Here is a 25,448-nt window from a genome sequence, read left to right as displayed (position 1 = left end):
TTGCCGCCTGCGGCCGCGCAGCCCACAATCCATGTCCGGACCGTCGCCATCACGCCCATCATTCCCCGGTCCGGCCTTGGCACCTATGTCTCCCAATGCCCTGGCGCTGGTCGAGCTGCTGATCCGCGAGCGCCGTGCGTTGTCTCGCTTCATCGCGCGTTATCTCGACCCGGCCAGTACCGAGGACACCCTGCAGAACCTGTACCTGAAGGCCAGCAGCGTGCCCGGTGATCCACCGATCCTGGAGCCGCGCGGTTATCTGTACCGGATGGCCTATCACCATGCGCTCAACCGCAGCCAGGCCGACGCCCGCGAGCGGCGCGCGATGGCCGAGTACGCCACCGACATGGCCGAGGCGGGCCACGACGGCGAGGCGCAGGCACTGGACCAGGCACAGCTGCGCGAGATCACCCAGACCATCCTCGCGCTGCCAGCGCAGGTGCGCGAGTGCTTCGTGCTCAACCGCTACCTGGGCCTGAGCGAGCGCGAGATCGCCACACGGCTGGGTATTTCCAAGAGCCTGGTCGGCAAGCATGTGCTGCGCGCGGCGCTGTTGATCCAGCAGCACCAGCAGGGAATGCATCGATGAGCGGCGATTGCAGTGGGCAGATCGCGCCCGCCGTTGTCACAACAGGAAAGCGCACCCGTTCGTGGTGCGGCAGGCCACAACCATGACCACGTCCGAACCCTCGCCGCGTCAGGCCAGGCAGGCGTTGCGCTGGGTGATCCGGTGCAGTGCAGGCCCGCTGCCGGAACGCCAGCAACGAACCCTGCAGCGCTGGTTGCAGGCCGATCCGCGCCATGCGCTGGCCTGGCGCCAGCAGCAGGCCTTCTGGCAGGGGCTGGATGCCGCCGGGCCCGACGTGCTGGCGGCGCTGCCGGAACTGACCGCCGACCGCCAGGGATTGCGTCCGGTCGCACCGCGCCGTCGCCTGCCATGGCTGTTGGCCAGCGCCGCCGCCGTGGTTCTGATGGTCGCGGCCGCACCGCAGGCGCTGTTGCTGGCGCGCAGTGACCTGCGCAGCAGTGATGCGCCGCGCGTGGTGCAGCTGGATGACGGCAGCACTGCCGTGCTCGATGCGGGCACCGCATTGGCGGTCGAGTTCGATGGCCAGCAGCGGCACCTGCGCCTGCTGCGCGGCCAGGCCTGGTTCCAGGTGGCACACGAGGCGCGCCCGTTCCAGGTCGAGGCGGCGGGCGGCCTGGTTCGTGACATTGGTACCGCCTTCAGTGTGTCGATGCTGGATACCACGGTCACCACCCAGGTCAGCGAGGGTGTGGTCGACGTGTTTCCGGGCGATGGCAGCGTACAGCGCCTGCATGCGGGGCAGTCACGCGTGTTCCGTGACGGTCGCTGGCTGCAGCCGATGCAGCTGGAAGATCGCGAGACCATGGCGGCGTGGCGGCGTGGCGAGGTGGTGATCGACGATCAGCCGGCCGCTCAGGCCATCGCCGATCTGGCGCGCTACCGCCGTGCCCCGGTCTGGGTACTGGGCGGGCAGGGCGCAAGCGTACGGGTCAGTGGCCTGTTCCATCTGCAGCAACCGGAGACCGCCATCGATGCGGTGGCCGCGCAGGCGGGACTGCGCGTGCAGCGCCTGCCTGGCGGCGCGATGGTGTTGTGGTGAGGTGCAGCCGGTTGATGGCAGAAAGCGCCGCATGAAAAAAACATGAAAAAACCGTGGGCACCTGCAGTGTCCCGCTGTCTATAGAGGTATAGCCAGAGCGAAACACCGTTTCTTCTCAAGCCAGACACACCACCGGCACCGGATGTGCCCGTGGTCCAGCCACGCTTGAGGAGTTCCTGTCCATGCCGTCCACGGCATCCGCCTGTCATCGTCGCGCCACCGCCCTGGCCCTGGCCATCTCCACCGCATTGCTGCCGCTGGCCTGGGTGCCGGCCGTGCAGGCGCAACCGGCGGTCGTCGCGCCGCTGCGCCAGTACGCCATTCCGGAACAGCCACTGGCTGATGCCGTACGTACCTTTGGCCGCCAGGCCGATGTGCAGGTGGTGTTCCGCAGCGACCTGGTGGAAGGCCGCCGCTCCAGTGCAGTGAAAGGCGAGTACAGCCAGATGCAGGCCCTGCAGCAGCTGCTGCGCGGCAGCGGCGTGCGCGCGCAGCGCGGCATGGACGGCACCTGGAGCCTGCGGGCTGCAGCGGAAGCGGGTGAGGGGGAAGGGGTGCGGGTGACCGAGACGCTGGACGTGGCCGGTCGCCTGCAGTCGGAAGGGGGCGAGGCCCGCGATCGGCGCGGCTACGATGATGTGTTCGCGCTGGACCTGACCACGGCGTATTCGGGGCGCGACCGGGTGGAGCGCTACCGTGGCTCCAACCCGGCCGACGTGGTCAAGGATCTGGTCGGCGTGTTCAGCGGCGATGCGCGCAACAGCGGCGCGCTGGACGTCAACATCCGTGGCATCCAGGGGCCCGGGCGGGTGCCGGTCAGCATCGACGGTGGCGAACAGGCGCTCACGGTCTGGCGCGGCTACAACGGCGTCAGCAACCGCAACTACATCGATCCCAACCTGATTGGTGGCATCCAGGTCATCAAGGGGCCAGGGCTGGTGCGCGATGTGCACAGCGGGATCGGCGGTGCGCTGGTTATCAAGACCATCGACGTTGACGACATTGTTGCTGCCGGCGAGCGCTTCGGCGGGGAGCTGAAGATCGAAGGCAGCAGCAATGCGGTGGCACCGCGCCTGCCGCGCCTGCACACCGGCGAGGATTACCGCACTGTGCCGGGGTTCCCGCAGGGCTCGCCGAACTCACCCTATGACGACCGCACCCTGGTGGTGCCGGTGAAGTCGCGCAGTGGCAACAACCCCTTCGATGGCGAAGACCAGGCCTGGCGGTTGGCACTGGGCGTACGCGGCGACAACGTCGACCTGATGGCTGCCTACGCCTGGCGCAAGCGCGGCAACTACTTCTCCGGCAGCAAGGGGGGCGCGTACTACGACCAGGACCGGCGCGAGCAGTACGAGTACCAGGGTATCGACTACATCACCACGCTGGCGCGTTACTTCAAACCGGGCGATGAAGTGCCCAATACCTCCAGCGAACAGGAGTCGTGGCTGGTCAAGGGAACCTGGCAGATCAACGACGACCAGCAGCTGAAGGCGACCTGGCGGCGCACCTTGTCCCACTATGGCGAGATCATGCCGTCGCGCATCCTGTCCGCGCCCGACTACGGGCGCATCCAGTGGCCGCTCAGCCGGGTTGCGTCCGATGCCTGGAACCTGGAATACCGCTTCCAGCCGGCCGGCAGCCGCTGGCTGGACCTCTACGCCAACCTGTGGCGCACGGAGACGGACAGCGATACCTACAGTGCTGGCGGCTTCCCGAACTTCGCAGTGGGTAATCCGGCATGGAACCCGGACGCCAGCCCGATCCTGCGCAACACCGCGCTGGCCAACGCGCGCAACGACCGCACCGGCCTGATCCTGAGCAACCGCTTCGCGCTGCATTCGACCCTGGACCTGACCGTGGGCGGCAACTGGCAGTACGAGAAGCTCGGCTCGAGCGATCCGTACTTCGGTACCACCGATGGCTGGCGCATGTTCCCGCGTGCCGGGCGCCGACAGGAGGGCGAGGGCTACCTGACCCTGGAGTGGCGGCCGGTCGACTTCCTTACCCTCAATGCAGGCGTGCGCTACAGCCGCTACTGGGCCTTCGACGATTTCCTCGAGGCGCACCCCGAGCTGCTGACCAAGGGCGTAGGTGGCAAGGAAGCGCAGTACACCGTGAACGAATTGCCGCCCCGTCCCGCCAATCTGCAGGCCCGCATCGACGCGTTGGAAGCACGCCGCGCCGTATGGGAAAAGCGCGGCATGGGCTGGTTCATCGACGACAGCATCCGTGCCTTGCTGGCACCGTACGAGACGCCGCGTCCGGTCCGGTACACGCGGCCCTGGCTGCCCGATGCCGATGGCAACTACACCCGCGCCGGCAATCCCTGCCTCAATGGCGAAGTGGCGGCCATTCCCGGCGTGCAGCCGGTGTTCGCCGGCAGCGACCAGGTCTGCAACATCGGCAACAGCGTACAGTCGCAGCCGGTCGATGGACGCAACAGCCGCCGCCGCGACCATGCCTGGCTGCCGACCTTCTCGGCCACTGCACACCTGTCCCCGGCCGCCCGTGCCTACGTGCGTTACAGCGAAGCGGTGCGCTTCCCGAGCATGTTCGAAAGCACCATCGCCTTCTCCGGCAGCCTCAATCCGCTGCATGCGCTCAAGCCCGAGCACGCCTACAACTACGAAGTGGGCTACGTGCACAACCTGTCGGCGCTGTTCGGCAACACCGCCGATGCCGACGTCAAGCTGGCGTACTACGTGCACAAGACCCGTGACGTGATCGAGCGCGATGGCAACTTCCTGTTCGACAACATCGACAAGCAGACCATCCGTGGCATCGAACTGCAGGCCCGCTTCGACAACCGGCGCTTCTTCACCGATCTGGGCATCACCCGCACGTTGGAAAACGAGGTGTGTGACGAGAGCACGGCGGTGCTCCTGGATGCGAACCGCGGCCTGGTCCCGAACTGCGTGCAGGATGGTTTCGTCGGTGGCTACCTGCTGACCCAGGCCATTCCCAAGCTGTCGATCAACGGGTCGCTGGGCACGCGCCTGTTCGATGAGCGCCTGGAGCTTGGCAGCCGCATCGTGCACTACCAGCGCCACGAGAACCCTGATCTGCAGGCCTACCGTGACCGCCTGCTGAGCGGTGGCAGCGGCCTGCTCTGGCAGAACGTGCCGTTCACCTGGGGAAACATCACCACCGTCGATGCCTATGCGCGCTGGCGCTTCAACGAGCATGCCAGCGTCGAACTGGTCGGCAGCAACCTCGGCAACCGCTACTACGTCGATCCAGCCACGCGGTCCACGCTGCCGGCCCCGGGTCGCACCCTGAAGCTCGGCGTCACCGCACGTTTCTGATCTCCCACCTTCAAGCGTTGTACCCGTAGTTCCCTCAACCAAGGAGCAATACCATGAAAATGATCTCCCGTTCGGTTCTCGCCGTTGCTGCCTCGCTGGCTCTGGTCGGTGCCGCGCATGCTGCCGATATCGTCGGTGCCGCCAGTGCCAAGACCGATGCCGAGCTGTATGTGGCGGTTGGCGAATCGCAGGTCAATGGCGGCCCGCACCGTGCTGGCAAGGCCGGTATCGGTGTCGGCACCGTGTCCCAGGCCAAGCCGGTGGACTTCTAGGGCCTGAGCGCTTACTCGGCACCCACCACCGTCAATGGCGTGACGGTACGTACCCTGGCCATGCCGATCACCGGCGCACCGGGCAGCCACGCCGGCATGGGCCACTTCAACTTCGTCAAGGTCGGCAGTGGCGATGTCTGGTTCGGTGAATGGTCCAAGGATGGCGCCGCCGGTGGCTTCAACAACCGCCAGGTCTACTTCGTCGGTGACCGCGCCGGCACCACGCTGCCCGCCGGCGTGGCGTCCTACACCGTGGCTGGCCTGAACAAGTTCAACGGCAGCAACCTGCTGAGCGGCACCTTCGACGCCGACTTCGGCGCCGGCACCCTGGATGGTGCGCTGTCGGGCAACGGCCTGAACCTGGCCATCGTTGCCAACATCAACAGTGCCGACGCATCGTTCGCCGGTTCGGCCACCGCCAACGGCAGCGTTGCCGGCACCACCCAGGGGCAGTTCTTCGGCGCCAACGCGGCCGCCCTGGCCGGTATCGCCACCTTCAGCGGCAACAGCCAGTACGACACCGCCTTCGGCGGCAGCAAGAACTGATTGCCACGCCCCTGACGGGGCAGGGCAGGGACAAGCCGCGATCCGCCAGTCCCTGCTTCGGCCCGCTGCATGCACCACCACGGATCGACCATGCGCCATCCCATCTTCCTTGTCGTACTGCTGCTGGCGGCCGCCGACGCTCGCGCCCAGCAGGACGATCTTCGCCGCGTGCTCGAACAGGGCACCGACCTGCGCCACCAGCAGCAGGACCAGCAGCGCCTGCAGCAGGCCGAGTCGGAGCGACCGACCATCACCATCGACGGCCAGACCCTGCGCGTGGAGCGCACGGTCGACGATCTGGGCCAGGCGCTGTACCTGTCGCTGCAGCATCAGCAATGGGGCGCCGCGCAACGCTTCCTGGATGAATACATCGAACTGCCCGGCCACGACCCGTTGCTGCGCCACTATGCGCAGGGCGGCCTGGCGCGGGTGGCCGGCAATCACCACCGCGCGGCCAACGAGTACGAGGCGCTGCTGGAGGCACAGCCGGATTTCCTGCCGGCCCGCCTTGAACTTGCGCGCGTCTACGCCGAGGACCAGCGCGATCGCGATGCGGTGGCGTTGTTCACGGCGATCGAGGATGGCATCAGCGCCGATGACCCTGCCACCGCAGGTGTACGCGGACGGGTGGGCGCCTATCTGGCTGCGCTGCAGGCGCGCCAGCGCTGGAAAGGCGCGCTGTCCGCCGGCCCGGCATGGAGCGACAACATCAATCGCAGTTCGGCCAGCCGCACCTGCCTGTTCGGGGCAGGCGACACCTGCATCATCCAGCGCAATCTTCCCGATGCCCAGCGCGCCATGGGCCTGGACTATGACGGTAACCTCGAACGTCGCTGGGCACTGAAGGGCCACCATGGCGTGTACGTGCGTGGCCTCGCATTCGGCCAGGCATGGCGCGGGCACAGCGCCTACAACGAGCTCAATGCCAACGTGCAGGCGGGTTACAGCTGGCGTAGCGCACGGCATACCCTGCAGATCGCCCCCAGCTATGACTATCAGGGCGTCGGCAACCGGGCCCTGCAGGGCGGCAGCGGGCTGCATGGCGAATGGCAATATGCGCTGGACGCGCGCAGCCTGCTCAAGCTGGAGGCCGACTGGAAGCGCCAGCGCTATCGCCAGCGTGGCCTGGCCAGCAATTACGACGGTGAGCTGGCCGCGGTGTATGCCACCTGGTTCCGTGCGCTCAACCCGCGCTGGACCCTCTTTGCCGGGCTGGACCTGAGTGACAGCAGCGCCGCCAACCCGGCCAACGGCTATCGCCAGCGCGGCGTGCGGCTGGGTGCGGCGCGGCAATGGAGTGGCACCACCGCCACCGTATTCGTCTCGTTGCGCGAGCGCGACTACGACGCGTGGAGTCCGCTGCTGGAGGCGCGGCGTGAGGACAGCGAACAGAACCTGATCGCCATCGTGCGCAGCGAGCGCCTTGCCGTGGCCGGGCTGGTACCCAGCCTGAGCCTGCGCTACGCGCGCATCGACAGCAACGTTGGCTGGCTGTACAGCCACGACCGCAGCCTGCTCAGCCTGAAGTGGGAGCGGGCCTTCTGAACACGCCGCTGCAATGCCGCGGTGAACGGGCCGTGGCCGAGATCTTCATCCATCATCACGCGCTCTTGTAGCCCGGTTCGCGCATCCTGCGGGCGTTGCGGCAGAGCTGGGCCGCGTGTATCGAGGAGCGCCGGTCGTGCTGGAAGCGGGCAACAAACCAGAGGGCCTGAAAGGGCTGCGTGTACTGGTGGCGGAGGATGAATTCGCCATCGCGATGTTCCTGGTCGACTATCTGGAGCTGAAAGGCGCACAGGTGGTGGGGCCGGCCGGTGACCTGCAGGCGCTGGGGCAACTGGTCGATACCCATCCCATCGATGTGGCATTGCTGGACATCAACCTGGGCGGTGAGCAGGTCTATCCGCTGGCCGATCGGCTGGCCGAGGCGGGTACGCCCTTCCTGCTGACCTCCGGTTACGACGACAACCTGCCCAGCCGCTTCGCCAGCGCGCCGCGCTGTACCAAGCCTTATCACATCGAAACCCTGGTGCAGCAGCTGGCCGGGCTGGTGGCGGCGCCGCAGGTCTCTGCGGGCATCGCCTGATTGCGCGGCATGTCGCGCCGTCCTGAAGGCATCCACGCTGCCAAGCTGCGTGGCTCGATGCCACCTGCGCCGCGCCTGCATGCGCGCCACGATGGCATGGCCGCGCGCATCGCCCGCCACGACTGGTCGTCCACGCCATTGGGTGCCTGTGAGCAGTGGCCGCCCCACCTGCGCGCCACCGTCGACCTGATGCTGGCCCATGGCTTCCCGATGATCGTGCTGTGGGGCGAGCAGCTGGTGCAGCTCTACAACGATGGTTATGCCGAGATCCTGGCCGACAAGCATCCCGGCGGGCTCGGCCAGCCGACCCGCGAGTGCTGGCCCGAGGTGTGGCATATCAACGGGCCGATCTACCAGCGCGTCTGGCAGGGCGAAACCATCACTTACGAGGACAAGCTCTATCCTCTGGCGCGCCGAGGGCGGTTGGAGGACGTCTGGTTCACCATTACCTACAGCCCGATCCGTGGCGAGGAGGGGCGCATCAACGGCGTGTTGGTGACCATGTTCGAGACCACAGCGGCACATGTGGCCCAATTGGCACGCGAGCGCGAAGAGCAGAAGCGGCGGGAGGCGGACCGGCGCCTGGCATTGGCCTTCAAGGTGCTGCCGGTAGGTGTCTGCATTGTCGACACCGAGGGGCGCTTGCAGCTGTCCAACGACCAGATGCGTGCCTACCTGCCCAGCGGCAAGGTGCCTTCCACGGATGAGGTGAACCTGCATCGATGGCGCGGGTGGCATGCGGACGGTAACGCCATCGAGGCGCACGACTTCGCCATCGCCCGCGCAATGCGCGGCGAGACCGTGGTGCCGGGGCTGGAGTTCCAGTACCTGCATGATGATGGCCGCGCGCGCTGGACCCGGGTCGCTGCCGCGCCCCTGCGCGATGGCGACGGTGAGGTCAGCGGGGTATTTGCCATCGCGGTGGACATCGACGACCTCAAGCGTGCCACTGAGCGTCAATCGGTATTGCTGGCCGAACTGCAGCACCGGGTGCGCAACATCATGTCGACCATCCATGCCATTGCCTGGCGGACCCGCGAGTCGGTCAGCAGTGTGGATGAATACGCTGAACGGTTGTGCGGGCGACTGATGTCGCTGGCACGCACGCAGAGCCTGCTGACCCGTGGTGCCAATGCCGGCGTCTGCCTGCGTGGCATGCTCGAAGAGGAGATCTCTGCGCAGACGCCGGCAGCGGCCGCCTACCGCCTGCAGGGCGAGGACGTGCTGCTGCCGCCGAAAGCAGCCGAAGTACTGTCCCTGGCGATCCACGAATTAGCGACCAACGCGCTGAGGCATGGCGCGCTCACCCATGAGGATGGCCGGATCGAGGTCACCTGGGATCTGCAGGTTCAGGCCGGCCAGCCATGGCTGGGCCTGCACTGGTGCGAGCGTCATGCCGAGGTGGAGGACTGGGAGCTGCCCCGCCAGCGCGGCCTGGGCCGGGCGCTGATCGAGCAGCGCGTGCCGTACGAGCTGGCTGGCAGCGGGGAGCTGCGCTTTGGCCCACAAGGCCTGGATGCCTGGATCCGCTTCCCGCTGCGGGAGCGCGACAGCCTGCTGCAGACCGATGCGCCGGGCGCGGCGGCGGAGGGCTCCGTCAGGTAATGGTCCATTTATCCCCAATTGGGCCAAATTGGGCATAATGGCCTCAACTATCCCCGTCTGGAGCCGTGCCATGACCCTGCCGCTGGATCTGCCTGGCCTCGAAAAGGCCCCGGCCTCGTCGGTGAAGACCCGTGGCTGGCCGAGCCTGATGCGCACCGTGCGCGAGAAGCAGGCACTGGTCATCACCAACCATAATCATCCCGAAGCGGTGATCGTGGATATCCGCACGTACCAGGAGCTGCTGGCCAAGGCCGCTGGCGGTGACGCCGGTGAGCGCAGTGAAGAACTGCTGCGCCTGCGCGGTGAGTTCGACCAGACCCTGGCCAGCCTGCAGCGCGGTGAGGGGCTGGGCAAGGTGCTGGGCCAGCCGATCCGCCGTGGCCGCAAGGTCACCCTCGGCCGTCCGCTCTGAACGATGGGGCGGATCCTGGTGCTGGCCGGCGTCAATGGCGCCGGCAAAAGTTCGCTGCTGGGTACCTGGCTGGAAGCCGAAGGACTGAGCTGGTTCAACCCCGATTCGTTCACCCGCCGCCTGGTCGAGGCTGGCTGGCCGCTGCCCGAAGCCAATGCCGAGGCCTGGCAGGAAGGCACCCGCCGCCTGCGCCAGGCCATGGCCGATGGCACGGACTTCGCCTTCGAAACGACGCTGGGTGGCAACACCATTCCGCGCCTGCTGCGCGAGGCCTGCGAGCACCATCACGTCGCGATCTGGTTCTGTGGCCTGGCCACGGTCGAGCTGCACATCGCCCGCGTGGCGGCGCGGGTAGAGGCCGGTGGCCACGATATTCCGGTGGAAAAGATCCACGCCCGCTTCGATTCGGCGCGCGAGAACCTGTTGGACCTGCTGCCGCACCTGGCTGAGCTGCATGTCTACGACAACAGCGCGCCGGCCGACGCAGAAGGCTGCGCCGAGCCCCTCCCGGTGCTGGCGATGGAGCGCGGCCAGCTGCAGTACCCGGTCTCGGTGGCCGAACTGCTGCACACGCCGGACTGGGCCAAACCGATCGTGATGCGTGCGATGGAGTTGGACACCCCGCAGTAGATCCACACCATGTGTGGATGTCTTTCACATCGCGCGAAGGCGCGCCGTGCACGACTGGGCGCCACCGGAGCTGCGGTTAGACTGACCGCACACTCATGGAGGACGACATGCACGGACCTGCGACGTTCCGCTCCACTTCGATCTGTCTGGTGCTTGCTGCGCTGGCGCTGTCCAGCCTGACGGCGACGGCCGCGCCTGCCGCGTCCAAGCGGGTGGCGCCGCCGCCCAGCCTGGTACAGGCCTACCACGCCGCCGAAGCCAACCTGCGGCTGATTCCCGGCGACGACATTGAATCCGATTTCCGTCCGGTGTGGACCGCTGTTGCCGACCTCGATGGCGATGGCCGTGCCGAGGTCGTGTACTTCTATACGTCCACCTACACCGGCGGCAGCTTCGCGCAACGCAATGTGGTGGCGGTGATGACGGCGCTGACGGCAAACGATCCGCGCGGCCAGGAGAACCCGAACAGCCTGTCGCCGGTGGAAGCAGAGGACTATGCCGCCATCCGCCAGTATGGCTATGGTGACGACGCGGTTGAACAGATTCCAGGCGCCATCCGCGCGATCCGCATCCAGGGTGGTCGCATCATTGTCGATTTCACCGTCAGTGCCGGTGCGACGGTCTGCGAATGGAAGAGCCCGAACCGCCACGTCTGTCCGCCGGACGGAAACTACACATGGACGCTGCGTTGGACGCCGGGGAAGCTGACCCGCATCAAGAAATAGCGCCAGGTAGCGCCGGGCGTATCCGCCCGGCGCCGCAGGCCCCATGTAGATCCAGGCCATGCGTGTGGCATTTCGCGGCGAGCCTCAGGCCGGCTTCACCTGCTCGGGCTCAGCAACGTCCGGCAGCGGCGGCAGGCTCGGGTCCACCGTGACCGGCACATCGCTCTTCAACAGCGCCGCAGCTTCCCTGTCGCTGCCGACGGCCGGCGGTGAACCACGCAACGGCAGGCCGGCGGTTTCCTTCACGAACAGCATCGTGATCAGGCCGACCACCGCCGCGCCCATCAGGTAGTAGGCCGGCACCAGCGGGTCGCCGGTACGTTCCACCAGCCACGCGGTCACCAGCGGCGTGGTGCCACCGAACAACGATACCGAGACGTTGAAGGCGATCGACAGCGCGCTGTAGCGCACCGGGGTATAGAACAGCGCCGGCAGCGTGGACGGCATCGAGCTGGTGAAGCACACCAGCGCCAGGCCCAGCAGCATCAGGCCAAGGAAGATCATCCAGTCGTTGCCGCTGCCGACCAGCAGCAGGCATGGAATCGCCAGTACCAGCAGCGCGATGCAGGCGCCGATGATCATCGGCCGGCGGCCCAGCTTGTCACTGAACAATCCGCCGACGATGTTCAGCGGCATCATCACCAGCATCACGATGATGATCAGCAGCAGGCCTTTGCTCTCGGCGTAGCCCATGGTGACGCTGAGGTAGCTGGGCATGTAGGTCAACAGCATGTAGTCGGTGACGTTGAACACCAGCACCAGGCCCATGCACACCAGCAGCTGGCGGCCGTGCACCTGGAACAGCGCGGCCAGCCCGGGCCGGTCGTGCTCGCGCTTCTCGGCTTCCTCGGCGAAGGCGCGGAATGCCGGGGTCTCTTCCAGCTTCATTCGCATGTACAGGCCGAGCAGGCCCAGCGGGCCGGCCACCAGGAATGGAATGCGCCAGCCCCAGTCCAGCATCTGTGCGTTGCTCAACAGCATGTGCAGTGCGGTGACCGTACCGGCGCCGGCGATGTAGCCGCCCAGCGTGCCGAACTCCAGCCAGCTGCCCATCAACCCGCGGTTGCGGTCGGTGGAATACTCGGCGATGAAGGTGGCCGCGCCGCCATATTCGCCACCGGTGGAAAAGCCCTGCACCACGCGCGCCAGCAGCAACAGCACCGGTGCCCAGATGCCGATCCGCTCGTAGGAAGGAATCAGGCCGATCGCAAAGGTACCCAGCGCCATCAGGATCATGGTGAACGCCAGCACCTTCTGGCGTCCATAGCGGTCGCCGAGCGGGCCGAACACCAGGCCGCCGAGTGGACGCACCAGGAATGCCACGGTGAAGGTGGCGAAGGCCGCGATCACCTGTGCGGTGGGATTGCTCGACGGGAAGAACACCTGGCCGATGGTGACGGCCAGATAGCCGTAGACACCGAAGTCGAACCACTCCATGGCATTGCCGAGTGCAGCGGCACCGACGGCGCGCTTGAGCATGGGCTTGTCGACGACGGTGATCTCATCGACCTTCAGGTGGCGGCGGCGTTTGAACCAGCCGAAGTGGGCATGGGAATCGGGCGTGTCCTGCATAGGGGCTCCCTTGTAGGTATGGAATAGGGGAATGGGTGCTGTGGTGTGTCCCGGAAATCGGAAACGGCGATGCAGGCGCAAGTGGCGCAGGGGCATCGGAAGGCGGCGTGGGGGCCGGGGAATGTGTGCAGGCGCAACGCCACGCGCACGGCAAAGCACCGCCGCAACGGCGGAAACGCAGCAACGGGCTCACAACGGCAGCGCAGTTGGCAGCCGCGTGTCACATCAGCGTGTGGGGAAGGCAGGCCGTGGGCCTGCGGGCGTCATCCGCCGGGATCCAGCGCGAGGCGATGGAAATGCAGGGCGGGAGCAATCGTGGCAAGCGAAGCGCCGGTCGGCAGTGCTTCCCACGTAACAGGTGCGCCCGTCACGTAGTGGGTCGTGTCGATCATCCGTTCATCATAACGGCACCGGCGTGAGCGTGCAGCGAAGCGGGCTGATCTGCACGCTGTGTTCCACGTCGCCTGTTCAGAAGGCTCAGGCCGACTTCGCCAGCAAACCGAACACCGTGCAGGTAATCGCCAAGGCGCCCGGCAGTGCCAGTTTCCGCGTGACCAGTGCGGCGCCGATCATCGTGAGCACCGAGAGCATGATGGCCAGGGCGAAGAACGGTTGGCCCTGCAGGAACTGGTGGATGCAGCCGGCGCAGCCGGCAATGGCCAGGCTGGTGGCGAAGCAGACGTGGAACAGTGAGCCAGCGTGCACAGCGGTTCCTCGCGATGATGGAGGCCATAGCGGCAGGCCTCCGGGTAAATTTAGGGCGGATTTCAGATTGCGATGACGGAATCACATCCTGTACGCGCTCTGGTGACATAGGCGTGCATAAGGTGGAACGCACACCCACTTTTCAAGTTGACGGAGGATGCAATGGCGCGGACGATTCCCGAAGGAACGCTGATCGTGGTAGCCGACGGTGGTTCGGCACGGGTGTTCACCAACGTGGGCAGCAACCATCAGTTGACCCTGAAGCAGGAGGGCGAGCTGCGCCTGCAGGACATCAGTGAGCAGGGCGTGTCCGGGCAGGGGCCTGCGGGTGCAGTGCCGAAGGACATGTCGGTCTCGCAGCTCAACGAGGCGACGTTCGCCAAGCAGGTGGCCGAACAGCTCAATGAGGATGCCTTGAAGAACCGCTATGCGCACCTGGTGCTGATCGCCGACCCGACCACGCTGGGTCGCATCCGTCCGCTGCTGCATAAAGAGGTCCAGGCGCGATTGCTCGGGGATATTGCCAAGGATCTGACCAACGCGCCGCTGGAAGACATCCAGAAGGCACTGGCGGCGTAGCGCTCATGCCGTTCATGCGTGATCACCTTCCGAACGAGCCCACCTTTGCGGGGGTGGCGGCGCAGGCTGGGTGGCAGGTGCTGGAGTTCGGTGCGCCCTGGTGCGGTCATTGCCAGGCCGCGCAGCCCGCGTTGCAGGTCTTCGTCGAAGCGAACGATCTGCCGCATTGGAAGATCGAGGATGGCAAGGGAAGGCCATTGGGGCGAGCGTTCAAGGTGAAGCTGTGGCCGACAGTGGTGCTGCTGCGCGATGGAGAAGAGGTCGCGCGGGTGGTGAGGCCGCTGGACAGTGCGGACCTCATGTCGTTGCAGAGCGCGCTTCCCGGTTGATGATTGAACCCGGCGCGGGACACCGGGCAGTCGCACTGCAGCATGCGGCGTGACAGGCCCAGTGCTAGCATCCGGCTACCACATGAATCGATCCAAACGCCGATGCCCACGCTGGACCGTCGTCTCCTGATCGCTGTCGCCGCCACGGCAATGCTCGCTTCCGGCCTGGCGTCGGCCGCTCCCGCCAAAACCGCCGCCGACAAGGCCTACGCCTCGGTCGACCCGTTCATTGGTACTGGAGGTGAAGGCCACACCTACCCGGGTGCCACAGTGCCGTTCGGCATGGTCCAGCTCAGCCCGGACACACGCATCCAACCACGCGAAAAGGCCTATGGCTGGGCAGCCGGCTATCGCTACGACGACAGCAGCATCGTCGGCTTCTCGCACACGCATTTTTCCGGCACCGGTCATTCGGACCTCGGCGACATCCTGCTGATGCCGTTCACCGGCAATCCCGGCCTGGAGCGCGGTGATCCGGAAAAGCCACGCAGCGGCTACGCCTCGCGTTTCCGCCACGACGACGAGAAGGCCGAGCCGGGCTACTACGCAGTCACCCTGGATGACTACAAGGTGCGCGCGGAGCTGACCACCAGTGCGCGCGTGGGCGTGCACCGCTATGCCTTCCCCAAGGGCACCGATGCCAAGGTGCTGCTGGACATGCGCACCAGCATGTACGACTACCCGGGCAAGGTGCTGTGGTCGCGGGTGCGGGTGCGCGCCGATGGCACGGTGACCGGCTTCCGCGAAACCCGTGGTTGGGCGCCGGGCCGCCAGCTGTATTTCGCGATGCGTTTCTCGCGGCCGCTTTCCGGGCATGAGCTGCACAACACCGAGCAGGACATTGTGTACAAAGGCTTCCCGCCGCCGGGCGAGAAGGATCCGGCGCAGCGCGCACAGATCGAGGGGCGCCAGCTGGTCGGCACCTTCGCCTTCGGCAAGCTGGATGCACCGCTGGTGGTCAAGGTTGCGATCTCGCCTGTCAGCGAAGCCGGTGCCATCGCAAACCTCGACGCGGAAGTGGCCGGCTTCGATTTCGACCGCGTTCGCGCTCAGGCAAAGCAGGAATGGACGCAGGCGCTGTCGGTGCTCGATATCGATGCGCCGGAACATGCGCGACGCAGCGCCTATACCGCGCTGTACCACACGATGCTGGGGCCGACGCTGTTCATGGATGCCGATGGCCAGTACCGCGGTTCGGACAACGCGGTGCACCAGGCCAAGGGCTACACCAACTACTCCACGTTCTCGCTGTGGGACACCTACCGCGCGCTGCATCCGCTGCTGACGCTGGTGCAGCCGGAGCAGCGCAACAGCGATTTCGTCAGTTCGATGCTGGCCCACCATGAGCACAGCCCCTACGGCATGCTGCCGGTGTGGTCGTTCCATGGCCTGGAAGACTGGTGCATGATCGGCTACCACGCGGTGCCGGTGATCGCCGACGCCTACGTGAAGGGCATCCGCGGCTTCGACGCCGACAAGGCGCTGAAGGCAATGGTCGAGACTGCCAACTACGGCCCGTACGATGGCATCGCGCAGTACCGCGAGCTGGGCTACGTGCCGATCGACGAGGAAGGCGAAGCGGCCAGCAAGACGCTGGAGTACGCCTTTGATGACTGGACCATCGCACGCATGGCACAGGCGATGGGCAAGACCGATGTTGCGGCCACCTTCGACAAGCGCGCCGGCAACTGGCGCAACGCCTTCGACAAGGACACCGGCTTCATGCGCGCACGCAAGCGCGATGGCAGCTTCCGCACGCCGTTCGATCCCAGCGCCAGTGGATACGGCACCGACTACACCGAGGGCAATGCCTGGCAGTACTCATGGTACGTGCCGCAGGATGTGGCCGGTCTGGCGGCAGCGCACGGTGGCAGTGACAAGCTGCTCGCGCGCCTGGACGAGGTGTTCAACGCCAAGGTCGACCCGTCCATCTTCGAGCACATGGAAGACATCACCGGGCTGATCGGCTGGTATGCACATGGCAACGAACCCAGCCATCACGTGGCCTACCTGTACTCGTACGCCGGCCAGCCGTGGCGCACCCAGGCGCGCCTGAAGCAGATCATGGACACCCAGTACGCCGACCGCCCCGATGGCCTGGCCGGCAACGATGACGTCGGTCAGATGTCGGCGTGGTACGTGTTCACCGCGCTGGGCTTCTACCCGGTGGCCCCCGGCTCGGGTGAGTACATCCTCGGCCGCCCGTTCCTGCCGAAGACCGCGATGCGCCTGCCGAACGGCAAGACCTTCACCATCGTGGCCGATGGGCTGGATGACAGGCACACCTATGTGGGCAGCGTGAGCCTCAACGGCAAGCCGCTACAGCGCACCTTCCTGCGCCACGACGAGATCCTGGCCGGTGGCGAGCTGCGCTTCAGCATGCAGGCCGAGCCGAACAGGGACTGGCCGGGGCAGGGCGCGCAGGCGCCGTATTCGATGAGCCGATGATGATGGGTAGGTGCCAACCAAGGTTGGCATCTACCGGGATCCGCCGGCTGGGGTGCTTTTGGTAGGTGCCAACCAAGGTTGGCGTCTACCGGAATCCGCAGGCTGGGTGCTTTTGGTAGGTGCCAACCTTGGTTGGCATGCGGGACGTCAACAGCGCCCACCAAGGTGGGCGTCTACCGGGATCCGCCGGAGGGGTGCTTTGGGTAGGTGCCAACCTCGGTTGGCACGCGGGAGGTCAACGGCGCCCACCAAGGTGGGCGTCTACCGGAATCCGCCGGCTGGGGTGCTTTTGGTAGGTGCCAACCTTGGTTGGCATGCGGGACGTCAACAGCGCCCACCAAGGTGGGCGTCTACCGGAATCCGCCGGCTGGGGTGCTTTTTGGTAGGTGCCAACCTTGGTTGGCACGCGGGAGGTCAACAGCGCCCACCAAGGTGGGCATCTACCGGGATCCGCCGGTGGGGTGCCTTTGGTAGGTGCCAACCTTGGTTGGCACGCGGAGCATCAACGGCGCCAACCAAGGTTGGCATCTACCGGGGCCCGCCGGCTGGGGTGCCTTTGGTAGGTGCCAACCTTGGTTGGCACGCGGAGCATCAACGGCGCCAACCAAGGTTGGCATCTACCGGGGTCCGCCGGCTGGGGTGCTTTTGGTAGGTGCCAACCTTGGTTGGCATGCGGGACGTCAACAGCGCCCACCAAGGTGGGCGTCTACCGGGATCCGCCGGAGGGGTGCCTTTGGTAGGTGCCAACCTTGGTTGGCACGCGGGAGGTCAACAGCGCCCACCAAGGTGGGCGTCTACCGGGATCCGCCGGAGGGGTGCCTTTGGCAGGTGCCAACCTTGGTTGGCACGAGGAGCATCAACGGCGCCAACCAAGGTTGGCATCTACCGGGGCCCGCCGGCTGGGGTGCCTTTGGTAGGTGCCAACCTTGGTTGGCACGCAGGACGTCAGCGGGATCGAAGCCGCATCCCCACCCGCGCGCCACCGATCGGGGCGGTATCGATCACCAGCGCAGCATCATGCCGCTGCGCGATCTCGGCCACGATCGCCAGTCCCAGCCCACAGCCATCGCCTTCACTGCTGGCCCGGTAGAAGCGTTCCGTGACGCGCGTGCGCTCGGCTTCGGCAATGCCGGTGCCGTCATCGTCCACCCACACCTGCACGCCCTCGGCATCCTGCTGTAGTCCCAGGGTGATCACGCCTGGCACGGCACCGTAGCGCAGCGCGTTGTCCAGCAGGTTGCCCAACGCCTCGCGCAGCAGCTGCGGATCGCCCTGTACCTGCACGCCGTCGTCGGGCCCGTCATAACCCAGGTCCACGCCTGCAGCCAATGCACGGTCCGCATAGCGCTCCACCACGCCGCGCGCCAACGCGGCCAGGTCCACTGGCTGCAGCTGCAGTGCACTGCCATGCGGATCTTCGGAGCGGCTCAACATCAGCAGTTGGTTGACCAGATGCTGCAAGCGGGCCAACCCGGCCAGCGTGCCGGACAGCGCCAGCTGCTGGGCCTGCGGATCATGCTGGCGCAATGAGCTCTCCAGCTCCACCTGCATGGCCGCCAACGGTGTGCGCAGTTGATGTGCGGCGTTGCTGACGAAGCGCCGCTGCGCATCCTGCATCGCGTCCAGGCGCTGCAGCAGGGCGTTGTAGGCCTCAACCGCCGGCCACAGTTCGCGCGGTGCCTCCTGCGCCGGGTCCAGCGGCGCCAATGGATCCGGCCGCGGGCTGGCCAGCTTCCGTGCGACCAGGTTCGCGTGGCGTGCGGCGGCGCCGGTGCCGGACCAGGCCAGCCACGCCGCCAGTGCCAGGATCGCGGCCTGGAACGGAACGCTGGTCAGCAGCAGCTTGCGTTCCAGCCGGTGACGCTTGCGCAATGTCTCGGCCACGCGCAACCGGATGTCATGGCCCTGCCCGGCGCTGACCACCACTTCGACCATGCGCACCGGCTGCCCACGCAGGCGGGCATCGTAGTAGACCGCATCGTCATCCGCGGCAGCGCTCGCCGGGCGCGGCAATGCTTCGGGCAGGTCGCCATACAGGCGCCCGCCTGCAGCGTCGACCACCTCGCCATGCACTTCGTCGGCGGTGTCCCAGGTGAACATGCGCGATACGGCCGGGGTGATCTCGATCGAGGCGCGGCCATCCCGCACTGTCACCAGCTCGGACAACGACATCGCCGAGTCCAGCAGCCAGCGGTCGTAGACCTGGCCGGCGTAGAAGCGCGCCAGCGCGAACGAACCTACTGCGCTGCACAGCAGCAGCACCAGCAGCGGCAGCCACAGGCGTCGCAGCAGCAGGCCGCGCAGGCTGTGCACGCGCTCAGTCACCCACGGCCTCCAGCCGGTAGCCAAGGCCACGCAACATGCGGATGCCGACGCCGGCGCGCGCCTGTTCCAGCTTGCGGCGCAGGCGGCTGACATGCACCTCGATCACCGACAGGTTGGCCTCGTGGTCCCAGCTGTACAACGCATCGAACAACCGCTGCTTGGTGACGGTGCGGCCCGGATGCTGCATCAGCGCTTCGACCAGAGACAGCTCGCGTGCGGTCAGCTCGATGCGCTGGCCTTCCACCTGCACTTCATTGCGGATGCTGTCGAAGCACAGCCGGCCGAGTCGCTTCTGTGCCGGCGCGTCGCTGCGGCGGCGTGACAGCGCACGCAGGCGGGCTTCCAGCTCACCCAGTGCGAATGGCTTGGCCAGGTAATCATCGCCACCGCGGTCGAGACCGAGGATGCGGTCCTCCACGCCATCGCGCGCAGTGAGGATCAGCACCGGCAGGGTAGCGCCGTCGTTGCGCAGTCGCGAGAGCAGGTCGAGGCCATCCACGTCCGGCAACGAAAGGTCGAGCACCATGACGTCATATGGGGTACTGGCCAGCGCGGCCGGCGCGTGCAGCCCGCGCGGGAGGTGGTCGCACAGATGACCGGCGCCCTGCAGGGCACGGATCAGTCCATCGGCCAGTGCGGCGTCGTCTTCGATCAGCAGGATTCGCATTGCAAGCTTCGTGCAAGGTTGGGGCAAGTTTGGCGCAAGTCCGTCACCTTACCGTGACGTGCATGAATTTCTCCCCTCGTCTTGCGGTCGTACTGGCCGCCCTTTTGTGCGCGCCTGCGGCTTCGGCGCTGTCCCTGGCAGAAGCGCAGCGTGCAATGGAAGCGCACAACCCGGACCTGCGCGCCGCGGCACTGGAGCTGCGCGGGTTGCAGGGTGACGCGCAGACGGCGGCGCTGCGCCCGGCCACCGAGCTGTCGATCGGCACCAGCAAGATCAGCCCCAAGCACGGCATCGGTCCTGGACGTTGGCAGGACAAGCGGGTGGACAGCACCGTGGGCCTGGGCTGGACCTGGGAACGTGGTGGCAAGCGTGCGTTGCGCATCCGCCAGGCCGACGCGCTGCTGGAAGTGGCAGGGCTGGAGATGCTCGATACCCGTCGCCGACAACAGGTGGCACTGCATGAAGCCTATTTCGGCCTGAAGGGCGCGCAGGAGCGGGCCCAGATTGCCGACGCCAACCGGCAGAGTTCGGCCGAGCAGATGGCGGCGGCGGATAAGCAGGTTGCGACAGGGGCGATGGCACCGGTGGATCGCGCGCGCCTGGCGGTGGACGACCTGGCTGTGGCGGATGCGGCGCGCGAGGCAGCACTGGATCTGCGTGACGCGCGGAATGTGCTGGGGATGCTGCTGGGCAGCGATGACAGCCGCGGCCTCAGTGCTGATGACCCCTGGCCGGATGCCAGCAGTGTGGCCGATGTACGCGCGTTCGACCCGCAGCAGCGCGCCGACCTGCGTGCCGCGCGTTCGCGCCTGGTCGCGGCCGACGCAGGCGTGGCCCTGGCGCGCAGCGAGCGCCATCGCGATATCCAGCTGGGCGTGGAGGCCGAACGAGAGCCGACCGACATCAGCGGTGTTACCTGGGGCGTGTCGTTGACCATTCCGCTGGGGGGGCCGTCGCGCGCGCGCGGCGCGATCCAGCGTGCCGAGGCCGACCGTGACAGCGCCGCGCTGGAGCTGCAGGTGCTGCAGCGCGAAGCACGCGCCGAGCTGGACCAGCTGCAGGCCAGCGCGCAGTCCGCCGCACAGCGCCGCAGCGACTATGAGGGACTGCAGTCCGACGCCGCACGCAAGGCGGTGCAGGGCATCGAACTGGCGTACCGGCGCGGTGCCGCCAATCTGACCGATCTGCTGGATGCGCGCCGCAGCTGGCGCGACTTCGAGGCCGCACTGATCGAGGCGCGCATCGACCATGCCATTGCACTGGCGCGCTGGGAAGCCGCCACATCCGTTGCCGAAGGAGAATCCCGATGAAGTCCACCGTCGCCTATCGCCCGCAGGCGCGATACGCCGTGCTGCCCGTCTTGCTGGCGCTGATCCTGCTGGGCGGCTGTGGTCGAGAGCCAGCTTCCTATCTTGAGGACGCACCTCGGGTCAGTGCCGGCCAGATTCAGTTTCCTTCCGACAGCCGCCAGCTGGACGTGCTGCGCAGCGAGACAGTGAGTGCCGGCGCCAGCGCCAGCCTGCAGCTGCCGGGCCGGGTGGTCTGGGATGAGACGCGCTCCAGCGCACTGCACACGCCGCTGCCGGGGCAGGTAGCGCGCATCGAGGCACAGCCGGGGCAGAAGGTGAAAGCCGGCCAGGTCATCGCCTGGATCACCTCGCCCGAGTTCGGCCAGGCTCAGGCTGAAGGTGCCCGTGGTCGCGCCGAGCTGCAGCAGGCACGCAAGGAGCTGGACCGTACCCGCGAACTGCATGCGGCGGGAGTGGCGTCGGGTCGTGAACTGGACGAGGCCGAGGCAAACTTCGCTGGAAGTCAGGCTGATCATGCACGCGCGGCCGCCTTCGCCAAGGCCTATGGCAACGGCCAGCGCGTCGACCAGCGCCTGCCGCTGCGCGCTCCCATCGATGGCGTGCTGGTGGAGCGGCGGATGAGCCCGGGCATGTCGGTCAGCCCCGACAGCGATCAGCCGTTGGCAATGATCGGCGACCCGGACCGCCTGTGGCTGTTGCTGGACATTCCCGAAAGCCTGGCCGGACGCTTGAAGGCCGGCATGCAGGTGAGCGTGCCCGGCGCCGATGGACAGTCACTTCAGGCGACCCTGCAGCACGTGGATGACTTCGTCGACAGCGAACGCCGCGTGGTGCAGGCACGCGCCGAGCTGGACAATCGCGCACGCGGCTTCAAGGCGGGACAGTATGTGCGCGCCCAGGTGGCGTTGCCGGCCGAGGGCGGTGTCTCATTGCCCGATGCCGCGGTGCTGCTGATCGACGGCACGCAGGTGGTGTTCGTGGAAGAGGGCAAGGGCCGCTTCGTGCGCCACGCCGTGCACGCCGAGGAGCTGGGTGACGGCCGGCTGTGGGTACGTGACGGCCTCGCCGCCGGCAGCCGGGTGGTGGTCGAAGGGGGCCTGCTGCTGCAGCAGTTGGTCGACAGCGCACCGGCCGCCGCCAGCACCGGTAGCGGGCACGCCGCGCCATGATCGATCGCCTGATTGCCTATTGCCTGCGCCAGCCGCTGATGGTGATGCTGGCGTTGCTGTTGTTCATCGGCGCCGGCATTGCCGCGTTCCGCGTGCTGCCGGTGGAAGCCTTCCCGGATGTGTCCGACACCCAGGTGACGGTGGTGTCGCTGCACCCGGGACGTGCCGCCGAAGAGGTGGAGCGCGAAGTGACGATGCCGCTGGAAGTGGCCTTGTCCGGCATTCCGCATTCGGTGCGGGTGTTCTCGCATACCCAGTTCGGCCTGTCGATGATCATCCTGACCTTCGACGATAAGGCCGACGACAATTTCGCGCGGCAGCAGGTGCTTGAACGCCTGCAGGGCGTGGAGCTGCCGGAGGGCGTGACCCCGGAGCTGGAGGCGATGAGTTCGGCGGTGGGCGAGATCTACCGCTACGTGCTCAAGGGCCCGCACATGACGCCGACCCAGCTGCGCACGGTGCAGGAATGGACGATGGAGCGCAGCCTGCGCACCGTGCCGGGCGTGGCCGATGTGATCAGCTTCGGCGGGTTCGCGCGCACCTTCCAGGTCAAGCCGGACCTGGACAAGCTGCGTGACCGCGGGATCAGCCTCGGTGAATTCGCCGAGGCGCTGGAGAAGGGCAGCTCCAATGCCGGCGGCGGCTACGTGGAGCGCGGCCAGCAGCAGTTCCTGATCCGCGGCGTGGGCCTGATGCGTTCGCCGGGTGACATCGGCAAGGTGGTGGTGGCGCAGCGCGGCGGTACGCCGATCCTGGTGCGCGACCTGGCCAGCATCGCCGATACCGGCCTGCCACGGCAGGGTCTGGTTGGCCAGGACGACAATGACGATGCTGTGTTCGGCATGGTGCTGATGCGCAAGGGCGAGAATCCGTCCGACGTGCTCGACGCCCTGCATGCGCGCATCGCCGAGATCGAGGCGAACCAGCTGCCGGCCGGGGTCAGCATCGAGCCGTTCTACGACCGCTCGTGGCTGGTGTCGACCACGCTGAAGACCGTCTTCCGCAACCTGCTGGAAGGTGCGGTGCTGGTGTTCCTGGTGCTGTGGCTGTTCCTGTACAACGCCCGCGCCGCACTGATCGTGGCGGCGATGATGCCGCTGGCGCTGTTGTCGACCTTCCTTGGCCTGCACCTGTGGGGCGTGCCGGCCAACCTGCTGTCCTTGGGTGCGATGGACTTCGGCATCATCATCGATGGCGCAGTGATCGTCACCGAGCACATCGTCTCGCGATTGTCGAAGCTGCCACCTACGGCCGACCGGAAGACGCGCTTCTCGACCATTCTTTCGGCCGCATCGGAAGTGGGTCGCCCGACCTTTTTCTCGATGCTGATCATCATCGCCGCGCACATCCCGATCTTCACCCTGCAGCGCCAGGAAGGCCGCATGTTCGCGCCGATGGCGTACTCGGTGACCTCTGCGCTGATAGGTGCGTTGATCCTGGCGCTGACCGTAGTACCGCTGTTCTGCTACTGGTGGCTGCGGCGCGACCGCATGCGCGACGGCAACCCGCTGATGGACCGCCTGACCGACTGGTACCGGCCGATCCTGGAGCGCGCACTGGCCCGGCCACGTGCGGTGGTGCTGACCGCAGTGGCGTTGCTGGTGGGTACGTTGGCACTGGGCACTCGCCTGGGCTCGGAGTTCCTGCCCGAGCTGGACGAAGGATCGATCTGGCTGACCGCCACACTCGACCCCAGCACCAGCCTGGCCGAAGCGCAGCAGCAGTCGCGGCGCATCCGTGAGCTGGTCGGCACCTTCCCGCAGGTGTCGACGGTGGTGGCCAAGCTGGGGCGCCCGGAAGACGGCTCCGATGCCAAGGGCGCGAACCAGATCGAGGCGCTGGTGGCGTTGAAGCCGGAGAAGGAATGGCCGAAGGGCGTGGACAAGCGGCAGCTGGTGAGCGACCTGCAGCGCACGCTGGAGCAACGCATTCCGGGGCCGGAGTTCTCGATCTCGCAGCCCGTGCGCGACAACATCCTGGAGAGCATTTCGCAGATCAAAGGCCAGGTGGTGATCAAGGTCAGTGGCTCGGATCTGGACGTACTGAACCGGCAGGCGCAGGCGATCCTGGGCCAGGTGCGTGGGGTGGAGGGGGTGGAGAGTGCCTTCATCGACCGCGATGGCTCCCTGCCGCAGCTGCAGATCGATATCGATCGCGACCGCGCAGCACGCTATGGCCTGAACGTGCGCGACATCGACGAAGTGATCGAGACCGCACTGGGCGGGCGCCAGGTCGGCGAGCTGTGGGAGGGCGACCGCAGGTTCCCGATCACGTTGCGCCTGGACGATGCCGATCGTGACCTGCAGCGGCTGCGTACGGTGCCGGTGGGCATCGGCGATGGCCACACGGTGACGTTGTCCGACGTGGCCGACTTCCGCATGGCCAGCGGCGCGATCAATATCTCGCGCGAGAACGCACAGCGGGTCAAGGCGGTCAGCATCTTCATCGCTGGTCGTGACATGGGCAGCGTGGTGGCCGACATGCGCAAACGCGTGGATTTCAGCCTGCAGCTGCCGGAAGGCTACCGGCTGGAGTGGTCCGGCGAGTTCGAGAACCAGCAGCGTGCGATGAAGCGGCTGGGCTGGGTGATTCCGCTGTCGGTGCTGCTCATCTTCGTGCTGCTGTTCGATGCCTTCAAGGACATCAGCAGCGCAGCACTGATCCTGGCCAACGTGCCCCTCGCGATGATCGGCGGCATCCTGGCCCTGTGGCTGACCGGTATTCCGCTGTCGGTGTCGGCGGCCATCGGTTTCATTGCGTTGTTCGGGCAGGCGGTACTGAACGGTGTGGTGATGCTCAGTCGCTTCGCCCAGCTGCGCGAGCAGGGCATGGACCTGCTGCAGTCGGTGGTGCAGGGCTCGCTGCAGCGCCTGCGCACGGTGCTGATGACCGCACTGCTGGCGATGTTCGGCCTGCTGCCGATGGCGACCTCGCATGCGATCGGTGCCGAGACCCAGAAGCCGCTGGCGGTGGTGGTGATCGGTGGCCTGCTGTCGGCGATGCTGCTGACCCTGCTGGTGCTGCCGACGCTGTACTACTGGGTGCACCGGCGCCGCGAGGCCCGCGCCGGCTGATCGGCACCGTAGATCCACGCCATGCGTGGATGCCACCCGGCCGCCAGGCATGGCCCGGTAG

General features: G+C 66.8%; 20 protein-coding genes and 1 pseudogene. 16 read left to right on the top strand and 5 right to left on the bottom strand.

Annotation, left to right across the window (positions count from 1 at the left end; all coding sequences use genetic code 11):
• The first annotated feature begins 85 nt into the window (after positions 1–85).
• The 10 genes and pseudogenes from ACSYS9_RS13445 to ACSYS9_RS13400 all read left to right on the top strand — a co-directional run bounded on the left by ACSYS9_RS13445 (position 86) and on the right by ACSYS9_RS13400 (position 11,209).
• A complete protein-coding gene (locus tag ACSYS9_RS13445) occupies positions 86–589 on the top strand; it encodes an RNA polymerase sigma factor (RefSeq protein WP_049422978.1) in 504 nt (167 codons plus the stop codon).
• An 82-nt stretch (positions 590–671) separates the two neighbouring features.
• A complete protein-coding gene (locus tag ACSYS9_RS13440) occupies positions 672–1,628 on the top strand; it encodes a FecR family protein (protein ID WP_071227969.1) in 957 nt (318 codons plus the stop codon).
• 182 nt (positions 1,629–1,810) lie between these two features.
• A complete protein-coding gene (locus tag ACSYS9_RS13435) occupies positions 1,811–4,933 on the top strand; it encodes a TonB-dependent receptor (protein WP_071227970.1) in 3,123 nt (1,040 codons plus the stop codon).
• A 53-nt stretch (positions 4,934–4,986) separates the two neighbouring features.
• Positions 4,987–5,751: pseudogene (locus tag ACSYS9_RS13430) on the top strand (Slam-dependent surface lipoprotein).
• 90 nt (positions 5,752–5,841) lie between these two features.
• On the top strand, positions 5,842–7,296 hold the full coding sequence (locus tag ACSYS9_RS13425; RefSeq protein ID WP_071227971.1) for a porin family protein: 1,455 nt from the start codon (positions 5,842–5,844) through the stop codon (positions 7,294–7,296).
• Positions 7,297–7,432: 136 nt separating this feature from the next.
• Complete coding sequence (locus ACSYS9_RS13420; protein ID WP_019337750.1) at positions 7,433–7,837, top strand: response regulator; 405 nt, start codon at positions 7,433–7,435, stop codon at positions 7,835–7,837.
• A 9-nt stretch (positions 7,838–7,846) separates the two neighbouring features.
• Positions 7,847–9,442: a sensor histidine kinase gene (locus ACSYS9_RS13415; RefSeq protein WP_071227972.1), complete on the top strand. Its 1,596-nt coding sequence runs from the start codon at positions 7,847–7,849 to the stop codon at positions 9,440–9,442.
• A gap of 70 nt (positions 9,443–9,512) precedes the next feature.
• Entirely contained in the window at positions 9,513–9,854 is a 342-nt protein-coding gene (locus tag ACSYS9_RS13410; RefSeq protein WP_005413623.1) for a type II toxin-antitoxin system prevent-host-death family antitoxin, read from the top strand.
• 3 nt (positions 9,855–9,857) lie between these two features.
• Positions 9,858–10,484 carry an AAA family ATPase gene (locus ACSYS9_RS13405; protein ID WP_049399751.1) on the top strand — a complete coding sequence of 209 codons (627 nt, stop codon included), beginning with the start codon at positions 9,858–9,860 and terminating at the stop codon, positions 10,482–10,484.
• Positions 10,485–10,591: 107 nt separating this feature from the next.
• Entirely contained in the window at positions 10,592–11,209 is a 618-nt protein-coding gene (locus ACSYS9_RS13400) for a hypothetical protein (RefSeq protein WP_071228003.1), read from the top strand.
• An 84-nt stretch (positions 11,210–11,293) separates the two neighbouring features.
• Here the strand turns inward: ACSYS9_RS13400 and proP are convergent, their stop codons facing one another.
• From proP to ACSYS9_RS13385, 3 genes are all read right to left on the bottom strand, one after another.
• Positions 11,294–12,781 (bottom strand): glycine betaine/L-proline transporter ProP, encoded by a 1,488-nt coding sequence (gene proP, locus ACSYS9_RS13395; protein WP_071227973.1) that lies wholly within the window; start codon positions 12,779–12,781, stop codon positions 11,294–11,296.
• 263 nt (positions 12,782–13,044) lie between these two features.
• Positions 13,045–13,173, bottom strand: coding sequence for a hypothetical protein (locus tag ACSYS9_RS13390; RefSeq protein ID WP_256200907.1), 129 nt, complete (start codon positions 13,171–13,173; stop codon positions 13,045–13,047).
• 85 nt (positions 13,174–13,258) lie between these two features.
• Positions 13,259–13,486, bottom strand: coding sequence for a hypothetical protein (locus ACSYS9_RS13385; RefSeq protein WP_071227974.1), 228 nt, complete (start codon positions 13,484–13,486; stop codon positions 13,259–13,261).
• Positions 13,487–13,648: 162 nt separating this feature from the next.
• Between ACSYS9_RS13385 and ACSYS9_RS13380 the strand changes: the two genes are divergently transcribed.
• The 3 genes from ACSYS9_RS13380 (at position 13,649) to ACSYS9_RS13370 (ending at position 16,842) form a co-directional block, all read left to right on the top strand.
• Positions 13,649–14,065, top strand: a complete 417-nt coding sequence (locus ACSYS9_RS13380) for a baeRF12 domain-containing protein (protein WP_019337746.1) — start codon at positions 13,649–13,651, stop codon at positions 14,063–14,065.
• Positions 14,066–14,070: 5 nt separating this feature from the next.
• Positions 14,071–14,394, top strand: coding sequence for a thioredoxin family protein (locus ACSYS9_RS13375; RefSeq protein WP_071227975.1), 324 nt, complete (start codon positions 14,071–14,073; stop codon positions 14,392–14,394).
• Between the two features lie 102 nt (positions 14,395–14,496).
• Positions 14,497–16,842, top strand: a complete 2,346-nt coding sequence (locus ACSYS9_RS13370) for a GH92 family glycosyl hydrolase (RefSeq protein ID WP_071227976.1) — start codon at positions 14,497–14,499, stop codon at positions 16,840–16,842.
• Between the two features lie 945 nt (positions 16,843–17,787).
• Here the strand turns inward: ACSYS9_RS13370 and ACSYS9_RS13365 are convergent.
• Positions 17,788–19,167, bottom strand: a complete 1,380-nt coding sequence (locus ACSYS9_RS13365) for a sensor histidine kinase (protein ID WP_071227977.1) — start codon at positions 19,165–19,167, stop codon at positions 17,788–17,790.
• Entirely contained in the window at positions 19,160–19,834 is a 675-nt protein-coding gene (locus ACSYS9_RS13360) for a response regulator (protein WP_071227978.1), read from the bottom strand. The genes ACSYS9_RS13365 and ACSYS9_RS13360 overlap by 8 nt, the downstream gene beginning before the upstream one ends.
• A gap of 62 nt (positions 19,835–19,896) precedes the next feature.
• Between ACSYS9_RS13360 and ACSYS9_RS13355 the strand changes: the two genes are divergently transcribed.
• From ACSYS9_RS13355 to ACSYS9_RS13345, 3 genes are read left to right on the top strand one after another with little or no spacing between them, the layout of a single operon-like run.
• Positions 19,897–21,144, top strand: coding sequence for a TolC family protein (locus ACSYS9_RS13355; RefSeq protein ID WP_071227979.1), 1,248 nt, complete (start codon positions 19,897–19,899; stop codon positions 21,142–21,144).
• Entirely contained in the window at positions 21,141–22,313 is a 1,173-nt protein-coding gene (locus ACSYS9_RS13350; protein ID WP_071227980.1) for an efflux RND transporter periplasmic adaptor subunit, read from the top strand. The genes ACSYS9_RS13355 and ACSYS9_RS13350 overlap by 4 nt, the downstream gene beginning before the upstream one ends.
• Complete coding sequence (locus ACSYS9_RS13345) at positions 22,310–25,387, top strand: efflux RND transporter permease subunit (RefSeq protein ID WP_071227981.1); 3,078 nt, start codon at positions 22,310–22,312, stop codon at positions 25,385–25,387. The genes ACSYS9_RS13350 and ACSYS9_RS13345 overlap by 4 nt, the downstream gene beginning before the upstream one ends.
• Positions 25,388–25,448: the final 61 nt, after the last annotated feature.

The sequence above is a fragment of the Stenotrophomonas sp. STK17_22 genome (genome assembly GCF_051983905.1).
In the GTDB taxonomy this organism is placed as follows: Bacteria; Pseudomonadota; Gammaproteobacteria; order Xanthomonadales; family Xanthomonadaceae; genus Stenotrophomonas; species Stenotrophomonas maltophilia_A.
The sequence above is the reverse complement of the archived record's forward strand: the minus strand, read 5'-3'. Positions and strand labels throughout refer to the sequence as shown.

Excerpts from the sequence above, each read along its gene's own strand:
- ACSYS9_RS13445 (WP_049422978.1), top strand. The coding sequence starts at position 86 with ATGTCTCCCAATGCCCTGGCGCTGGTCGAGCTGCTGATCCGCGAGCGC.
- ACSYS9_RS13440 (WP_071227969.1), top strand. The coding sequence starts at position 672 with ATGACCACGTCCGAACCCTCGCCGCGTCAGGCCAGGCAGGCGTTGCGC.
- ACSYS9_RS13435 (WP_071227970.1), top strand. The coding sequence starts at position 1,811 with ATGCCGTCCACGGCATCCGCCTGTCATCGTCGCGCCACCGCCCTGGCC.
- ACSYS9_RS13425 (WP_071227971.1), top strand. The coding sequence starts at position 5,842 with ATGCGCCATCCCATCTTCCTTGTCGTACTGCTGCTGGCGGCCGCCGAC.
- ACSYS9_RS13415 (WP_071227972.1), top strand. The coding sequence starts at position 7,847 with ATGTCGCGCCGTCCTGAAGGCATCCACGCTGCCAAGCTGCGTGGCTCG.
- ACSYS9_RS13410 (WP_005413623.1), top strand. The coding sequence starts at position 9,513 with ATGACCCTGCCGCTGGATCTGCCTGGCCTCGAAAAGGCCCCGGCCTCG.
- ACSYS9_RS13405 (WP_049399751.1), top strand. The coding sequence starts at position 9,858 with ATGGGGCGGATCCTGGTGCTGGCCGGCGTCAATGGCGCCGGCAAAAGT.
- ACSYS9_RS13400 (WP_071228003.1), top strand. The coding sequence starts at position 10,592 with ATGCACGGACCTGCGACGTTCCGCTCCACTTCGATCTGTCTGGTGCTT.
- proP (WP_071227973.1), bottom strand. The coding sequence starts at position 12,781 with ATGCAGGACACGCCCGATTCCCATGCCCACTTCGGCTGGTTCAAACGC.
- ACSYS9_RS13390 (WP_256200907.1), bottom strand. The coding sequence starts at position 13,173 with ATGATCGACACGACCCACTACGTGACGGGCGCACCTGTTACGTGGGAA.
- ACSYS9_RS13380 (WP_019337746.1), top strand. The coding sequence starts at position 13,649 with ATGGCGCGGACGATTCCCGAAGGAACGCTGATCGTGGTAGCCGACGGT.
- ACSYS9_RS13375 (WP_071227975.1), top strand. The coding sequence starts at position 14,071 with ATGCCGTTCATGCGTGATCACCTTCCGAACGAGCCCACCTTTGCGGGG.
- ACSYS9_RS13370 (WP_071227976.1), top strand. The coding sequence starts at position 14,497 with ATGCCCACGCTGGACCGTCGTCTCCTGATCGCTGTCGCCGCCACGGCA.
- ACSYS9_RS13360 (WP_071227978.1), bottom strand. The coding sequence starts at position 19,834 with ATGCGAATCCTGCTGATCGAAGACGACGCCGCACTGGCCGATGGACTG.
- ACSYS9_RS13355 (WP_071227979.1), top strand. The coding sequence starts at position 19,897 with ATGAATTTCTCCCCTCGTCTTGCGGTCGTACTGGCCGCCCTTTTGTGC.
- ACSYS9_RS13350 (WP_071227980.1), top strand. The coding sequence starts at position 21,141 with ATGAAGTCCACCGTCGCCTATCGCCCGCAGGCGCGATACGCCGTGCTG.
- ACSYS9_RS13345 (WP_071227981.1), top strand. The coding sequence starts at position 22,310 with ATGATCGATCGCCTGATTGCCTATTGCCTGCGCCAGCCGCTGATGGTG.